This is a genomic window from Paracoccus sp. Z118, from assembly GCF_019061185.1.
In the GTDB taxonomy this organism is placed as follows: Bacteria; Pseudomonadota; Alphaproteobacteria; order Rhodobacterales; family Rhodobacteraceae; genus Paracoccus.
In genome coordinates this window covers 1-317 of record NZ_JAHQZU010000160.1, presented here as the reverse complement: position 1 = coordinate 317, position 317 = coordinate 1, and the positions used below count along the sequence as shown (strand labels likewise).

Genomic DNA, 317 nt, shown 5'->3' with positions numbered 1-317 from the left:
GTAAGCGCGAGGTCGTTGCCCTATGCGGCGATGCTTGACGGCTGGTTGAAGCGCCAGGGCATGAGGTCTTCGATGGCGCTTTGCGGGTGTCCGTCGAGGATGGCGCGAAGGGTGTCGGCGATGTAGTCGACCGGGTTCACGTTGGACATCTTGCAGGTGGCGACCAGCGAGGCGAGCATGGCCCAGTTCTCGGCGCCAACCTCGTTGCCGGCAAAGAGTGCGTTTTTTCTCGTAAGTGCGATCGGGCGGATCTGGTTCTCGACCGGGTTGGTGTCGAGTTCGAGTGTGCCGTCGTCGAGGAAGCGGATCAGGCCGGG

Annotated in this window: 1 protein-coding gene; it reads right to left on the bottom strand. The window is 62.8% G+C overall.

Annotated elements, in window-relative coordinates; genetic code table 11:
• Positions 1–20 precede the first annotated feature (20 nt).
• The coding region (locus tag KTN05_RS18850) for a transposase domain-containing protein (RefSeq protein ID WP_217330718.1) at positions 21–317 on the bottom strand (297 nt) is incomplete at its 5' end.